This window comes from Aeromonas sp. HMWF014, assembly GCF_963878295.1.
Classification (GTDB): domain Bacteria; phylum Pseudomonadota; class Gammaproteobacteria; order Enterobacterales; family Aeromonadaceae; genus Aeromonas; species Aeromonas popoffii.
The window spans coordinates 1-6,430 of sequence record NZ_CAWNYS010000179.1 but is presented as its reverse complement, the minus strand read 5'-3'; the positions used below and the strand labels follow the sequence as shown (position 1 = coordinate 6,430).

Sequence of the window (6,430 nt, the reverse complement as noted above, 5' to 3'; positions counted from 1 at the left end):
CTCCTTGGCCTTCTGCGCCGCGTCCTCTTCGGCCGCCACTATCTCGGCGCTCACCATCTCCGGGGTTTCCAGTGAGATGCGCCCCAGCATGCCTGAGCGGAACTCGTTCACCAGGATCTCGGACGCCTTGTGCAGGTCGGCCAGGCCCCCTTTGCGCATGAAGGCGCGCTGGCGGGCGATCAACTCCAGCAGCTCGATCTCGGTTTCCGGCAGCTCGGCTATCTGGTAGCGGGCCTTGACGCGCTCCGGATAGGCCTTGATGAAGTAATCGGCGGCAAACATGGCGATGTCGGCATAGTCAAATACCGTGTCCTTGATGGCTGCGGTGATCGCCAGCCGATAACCACAGGAGGGCGGGTTGAGCTTGGGCCACAAAAAGCCAGGGGTATCGGTCAGGACGACGTTGTTATCGAGCTTGATCCGCTGCTGGGACTTGGTCACCCCCGCCTCGTTGCCTGTCCGGGCTATGATGCGCCCCGCCAGGGTATTGATCAGGGTGGATTTGCCCACGTTGGGGATCCCCATGATCATGGCCCGCACGCCGCGCAGCTCCAGATTGCGCTCCGGCAGCATCTCGTGGCACAGGGTCAGCAGTTGCTTGATCTTCTCCGGCTCCTGCTGGGTCAGCGGCAGGGCCTTGATCCCCTTCTCTTTTTCCATGTGGGCCACCCACAGCGCCGTGATCTCGGGGTCGGCGAGATCCGCCTTGTTCAGCACCTTGATAACAGGGGTATCGCCACGCAGCTCGGGCACCAGTGGGTTTTCGCTGGAGAAGGGGATGCGGGCATCGAGCATCTCTATGATGACATCGACCTGTGGCATGACCTCGGCAATCTCTTTGCGGGCCTTGTGCATGTGGCCGGGGAACCAGTTGATGGACATATCCGTTACTCTCTGTAGGGGCTGCGGGCGCTGGCTTGCTATGGAACGAGCGGCGGGCAATGGCGGACGTCAGGCGTCGCAAGGGGGCGTATTTTACCTGCTGATGCCCGGATTTGACAGGTCATTCTAGCCCCATGAACGTAAACCCCCAACGCGCGAGCGCCCCTTGCCACCAGCACAAGCCCGCGTTTCATTCGACTGGCCTTTGCAGATAACTGATTGATACAACATAACATTCAAGCCTTGTCTTCACCGGATTGTCATCGATAACCACTAAAAGTGTCATCTGATCCCTTTAGGCTTCGCTCAGGTTTTACAAGGAGCGAACCCCAATGAGAAAAATGGCAGGACTTGCATTGATGATCGGCGCCACCCTGGCCGCCGGCTGCAACTCCAACAACGACAGCGACACCCCAGAGTCCGGCGCCAAAAACGTCATCTTCTTCCTCGGTGACGGCATGGGCCTCAACACCCTGACCGCAGCCCGCATCTATGGCGTAGGAGAAGAGGGCAGTCTTACCATGGATACCCTGCCGGAGACGGCCTTCATCAAGACCTTCTCCCACGACTCCCAAGTCACCGACTCGGCCCCCTCCATGGCGGCCTACATGACCGGGGTCAAGAGCAACAACGGTGTCATCAGCATGGATGGCGATGCCACCTATGAGAGCGACTGCAGCAAGAGCGCCGGTAAGCCGGTCACCACACTGCTGGAGCTGGCCAAGGCCGATGGCCGTGGTACCGGCGTGGTGACCAGCACCCGGGTCACCCACGCCACCCCGGCCGCCACCTATGCGCACATCTGCAACCGGGATCTGGAAAATGACATCGCCGTCCAGCTGGTGCCGGGCGGCGTCGGTTACAACGGCACCCTGAAAGAGGGGCTGGATGTGGTGCTCGGTGGCGGCAGCAGCTTCTTCCTGCCCTTGGCCGACAAGGGCAAGCGGGAGGATGGCCGCAACCTTATCAGCGAGATGCAGGCCAAGGGCTACCAGTTCGCCAGCAATCTGGACGAGCTGAACAAGGCCGAGGCGGGCAAACCGCTGCTGGGGCTGTTTGGTGCAAGCCACATGAAATATGATCTGGACCGCCCCGCCAGCGAGCCGTCGCTGGCCCAGATGACCCTGGCTGCCATCAAGCAGCTCAAGGATAAAGAGAAGGGCTACTTCCTGATGGTGGAAGGGGGACGTATCGATCACGCCCTGCACGACACCAACGCCAAACGCGCCCTGCAAGATACCCTCGCCTTCGACAACGCCATCAAGGCCGCTATCGACGAGGTAAAAAAGAGCGATCCCGAGCTGAAAAACACCCTGATAGTGGTCACCGCCGACCATGACCACACCCTGGTGCTCAACGGCTATGCCAAACGCACCGGCAAGACCACGGCTGACAATCCGGGCGTGCTCGGGCTGGTGAGGAACTACGAGACCGGCGAACCGAGCAAGGATAGCGATGGCATGCCCTACACCATCATCGGCTTTGGCAACGGCTACAACCGGGTGGATGGCCCGCGCAGCAACGTCGCCGCGCTGGATGACGCCACTGTCTCCGCCAACGACTATCACCAGGAGGTGGTGGTCAAGGTGGGCGAGCTAGGCAACGAGACCCATGGCGGCACCGACGTCTTCCTCGGCGCCATCGGCCAGGGAGCGGACAGCTTCCACGGCTCACTCGATAACACCGCCGTCTTTGGCAAGGTCAAGGCTGCAGCCGGGCTGTAAGGAGCATTACCATGAAAAGCACCACCCCATACCACAAAACCCTCGTCGGCACCGCCCTGCTCACCGCCCTCGGCTCCTTTGCCCAGGCCCAGGCCAGCGATGCCAAAAACGTCATCCTGTTTATCGGTGATGGCATGGGCCCCACTGTGCTCACCGCCACTCGTCTGTTCAAGGTGGGCGAAGAGGGCAACCTGGAGATGATGAAGCTGCCACGCAGCGCCCGCATCAAGACCTTCTCCAACGATGCCCAGACCACGGATTCGGCCCCCTCCATGGCGGCCTACACCACGGGCGTCAAAATGAACAACGAGGTGATCGCCATGAGCAGCGACACCAAGGCCGTCGCTCCGGCCAAGGATGCCAACGGCAACAAGGGCATCAACAACTGCACCAGCGACAACGGCTCGCCTGTGCCCAGCATACTGGAGCTGGCCAAAGCGGCGGGCAAGTCGGTCGGCGCCGTCACCACCACTGAGCTGACCCACGCCACCCCGGCGGCGACTTACGCCCATATCTGCCACCGGGATGCCGCCTATGCCATCGCTGCGCAGGCGGTGCCGGGCGGAGCTGGCTTCAACGCCGCGCTCGGGGACGGGGTGGACGTGCTGATGGGGGGCGGTGCCAATCACTGGACCCCCTACAGCGCCAGCAACAAGGGCGGCCGTGCCGATGGCCGGGATCTCACCGCCGAGCTGACCACACAGGGGTACAGCTATGTCACCACCCAGAGCGATCTGGCCAAGATCAGCAGTGGCAAGCTGCTCGGCCTGTTCAGTCCTAAATCCCACCTCGACTACGAGCTGGACCGCGTCGCCAAGGGGGCGGCCAATACCCAGCCATCCCTCTCCGAGATGACCGCCAAGGCGATCGATCTCTTGAGCCAGAACAGCCAGGGCTACTTCTTGATGGTGGAAGGGGGGCGCATAGACCACGCCCTGCACGGCACCAATGCCAAGCGTTCCCTCACGGATGCGGTAGCGCTGGATGACGCGGTCAAAACGGCGCTGGGCAAGGTGGACTTGAGCGATACCCTGATCGTGGTCACCGCCGACCACGACCACACCATGACCATCAACGGCTACTCCGCCAAGGGCAACAAGGTGCTGGATCTGGTCAAGAACGCCGACGGCTCGACCCAGAACGACGTGGATGGCAAACCCTTCACCACCCTGGTGTTCGGTAACGGTCCCAACCGCCCGGCGGTGCGCCCTACCCTCACCAGCGATGAGGTGATGAGCGACGACTACCAGCAGGAGACCGGCGTCAAGCTGGGCTCCGAGACCCACGGCGGCGGCGATGTGATGCTGTTCGCAGACGGCGCCGGCAGCAGCCGTTTCAAGGGCACGCTCGACAATACCCGCGTGTTCGGCAAACTGCGGGAGGCGCTCGGCCTGTAAGCTGCAGGGGCCCGGATGTCTGAACCCGGGCCCCTGCTCTTTCGAGCGATCAAGCATGATGATGCGATTGTTACTTCCGTTATGGCTGCTTGGCAGCGCCCTCTCCTTTCAGGCTCAGGCCGGGGAGGCCCCCGATCTGGCCGCCCGGATCAGCTATCACGACAGGGTCACCAGCAGCGATGGCATTGCCAGGGAAAACAGCTGGCAAGAGAAGTGGATGCGGGTCGGCAACCAGGTGTGGAGCCAGCGGCTCATCCCGTTGTCCCTGGCACGCGCCTATCACGCCACCCACGATGCCACCCCGGGCCACAAACACTTCACCCATCAGATGGCTGCGCGCTGGGTCAGCCACAGTGAGGAGGGTGAGCTGCAACTGCGCTACGCCGACAGCTGGCACAATCAGCTGGTGGAGGTGCCGGTAGAAGAGTATGGCCAGGTGGCATTCAAACCCGATTGGGAGCGGATCCGCTACCTCATCAACCCGGCCCTGCTGCAAGGGATGACGCCCCTTGATGAGGCCGCCCCCGAACAGGCGCGCTGGTATGAAGGGCGCGAGGGCAAGCAGCGCACCCGTATCCTCTGGTCGAGCCGTTGGCAGTTGCCGTTGGTGGTGGAGTCGGCAAGCCTCGACGGCTATCGCAGCTACCGGATGACGGTGACCCTCAAGACCTTGCCAAAACAGCTGCCCTGGCAGCAGCTGGAGGGCTACCAGACCCTGGATCTGAGGGATTTCTTCGATTGACGCGCCACCCTGAATGGAGTGAGCAGACTGGCAGTGACGGGATGTTACACTGTGCACTCATTCCTGATCCGGCCTCCTGTGCTGCTGCCTGCTCTTTCCGGCCATTCAGGCCCATGCCCTTGTGGTCATCCCTCCTTATGTCATCCGCACCTATCAGGGCGCCCCAAGCGGCATGGCTGTAGAGGTGCAGGAGGACGCCACCCGCTGCCTCAAGGAGCCGCTGACAATCGAGCGAATGCCGCTGGCCCACAACCGCATTCAGGACGATTATCAGCCCCCCTGACAACCCTATCAGGATAATTGCCAAAGCAGTCCAGAATGGTTATGGTATCCCCATGAAAGCGTTCATGATTTTTCCAAGCCAGCTCACACCCCGTTGAGCCCCCGCCCTCGCCCCTGACAGCGAGTCGTTCGGGGGCATGCGTTCCCGATCTGTTTTTTCGTATCGACCCCTTTTGCGACCAGCTTGTCTGCCATCCTGGTCATATGACCCATTGATAAGGAATATCTTATGCAAAGACCTAATCTCGTGATTTCCAGCCTGGATCTCGATCGCATCGAACAGCTGCTCGGCAACCACCCGCAGCACCTGGCATTGCAAGAGGAGCTGGACCGCGCCGAGATGCGTGAACCGGCCGACATGCCGCCGGACGTGGTGACCATGAACAGCACAGTACGCTTCAAGATGCAGAACAGCGGCAACGACTTCTGCCTGACTCTGGTCTATCCGAAAGATGTACAGGGGGATGAGTCCAAAATCTCCGTGCTGGCACCGGTCGGCAGTGCCCTGCTGGGACTGAAGGTGGGCGACAGCATCGCCTGGCCCGGCCCCGCCGGTCGCACTATCCAGGTCGAGATCCTGGAAGTGGTCTATCAGCCGGAACGGGCTGGCGAGCTGCACCGCTAGCCGCCACGGGCACGCGTCGACCCGACCATCACGGGAGACGGCGCGTGCTCTTCCCACCCTGATCCCGATCAAGTTTTGGGGCAGAAGCGCCCACCATACTGACCACAATGCGCCCTTCCTCTTGAGCCCGAGCGAGGCGGCAGGTATCTTGTTGGCCGCGCCAGCACCCTGGCCGCAGATTTCAGGCTGACATCATGATAAAGATTGCCCTCATCGACGATCACCAGATCGTCCGTTCCGGTTTTGCCCAGTTGCTCAATCTCGAGCCAGACCTCAAGGTCGTGGCCGAATTCGGCTCGGCCGCCGACGCCCTCGCCGGGTTGCCGGGCAGTGGCGTGCAGTTGTGCGTATGCGACATCTCAATGCCGGATCAATCCGGGCTGGACCTGCTCAAGCGCCTCCCCTCCGGCCTCGCCGTGGTGATGCTGTCGGTCCACGACAGTCCGGCGCTGATCGAGCAGGCATTGCAGGCCGGTGCCAAGGGGTTTCTCTCCAAGCGCTGCAGCCCGGATGAGCTGATCGCCGCGGTGCGCACCGCCGCCCACGGTGGTTGTTATCTGACCCCGGACATCGCCCACAAGCTCGCCTGCAACAGCCAGGATCCCCTCACCAACCGGGAGCGGGAAGTGGCGCAGCTGCTGGCACGGGGGCTGGAAGTCAAAGCCATCGCCGAACAGCTCGGCCTCTCCCCCAAGACGGTGCACGTCCACCGCGCCAACCTGATGGACAAACTGAAGGTCAGCAACAACGTGGAGCTGGCCCACCGCATGCTGGACAG

The 6,430-nt window shown here is 62.0% G+C and carries 6 protein-coding genes and 1 pseudogene; 6 read left to right on the top strand and 1 reads right to left on the bottom strand.

The genetic code is table 11. The annotated features are described in order from the left end of the window. Positions 1-882, bottom strand: an 882-nt coding sequence (ylqF, locus tag AAC083_RS06990; protein WP_108536179.1) for a ribosome biogenesis GTPase YlqF, incomplete at its 3' end; no start/stop codon positions are given. Positions 883-1,214: 332 nt separating this feature from the next. Here ylqF and AAC083_RS06985 point away from each other — a divergent pair. The 6 genes and pseudogenes from AAC083_RS06985 to uhpA all read left to right on the top strand — a co-directional run. Further along, complete coding sequence (locus tag AAC083_RS06985; protein ID WP_108536170.1) at positions 1,215-2,606, top strand: alkaline phosphatase; 1,392 nt, start codon at positions 1,215-1,217, stop codon at positions 2,604-2,606. Between the two features lie 11 nt (positions 2,607-2,617). Continuing rightward, complete coding sequence (locus AAC083_RS06980; RefSeq protein WP_108536169.1) at positions 2,618-4,003, top strand: alkaline phosphatase; 1,386 nt, start codon at positions 2,618-2,620, stop codon at positions 4,001-4,003. A 58-nt stretch (positions 4,004-4,061) separates the two neighbouring features. After that, entirely contained in the window at positions 4,062-4,745 is a 684-nt protein-coding gene (locus AAC083_RS06975; protein WP_108536178.1) for a hypothetical protein, read from the top strand. Positions 4,746-4,821: 76 nt separating this feature from the next. Further along, positions 4,822-4,992: pseudogene (locus tag AAC083_RS06970) on the top strand (ABC transporter substrate-binding protein); the annotation flags it as partial. Positions 4,993-5,256: 264 nt separating this feature from the next. Beyond that, entirely contained in the window at positions 5,257-5,652 is a 396-nt protein-coding gene (gene rnk, locus AAC083_RS06965) for a nucleoside diphosphate kinase regulator (protein WP_108536168.1), read from the top strand. A 194-nt stretch (positions 5,653-5,846) separates the two neighbouring features. After that, positions 5,847-6,430 (top strand): transcriptional regulator UhpA (gene uhpA, locus AAC083_RS06960; protein ID WP_108536167.1); only part of this gene is annotated, 584 nt, incomplete at its 3' end.

Coding starts and splice junctions, on each gene's coding strand:
- AAC083_RS06985 (WP_108536170.1), top strand. CDS start 1,215: ATGAGAAAAATGGCAGGACTTGCATTGATGATCGGCGCCACCCTGGCC.
- AAC083_RS06980 (WP_108536169.1), top strand. CDS start 2,618: ATGAAAAGCACCACCCCATACCACAAAACCCTCGTCGGCACCGCCCTG.
- AAC083_RS06975 (WP_108536178.1), top strand. CDS start 4,062: ATGATGCGATTGTTACTTCCGTTATGGCTGCTTGGCAGCGCCCTCTCC.
- rnk (WP_108536168.1), top strand. CDS start 5,257: ATGCAAAGACCTAATCTCGTGATTTCCAGCCTGGATCTCGATCGCATC.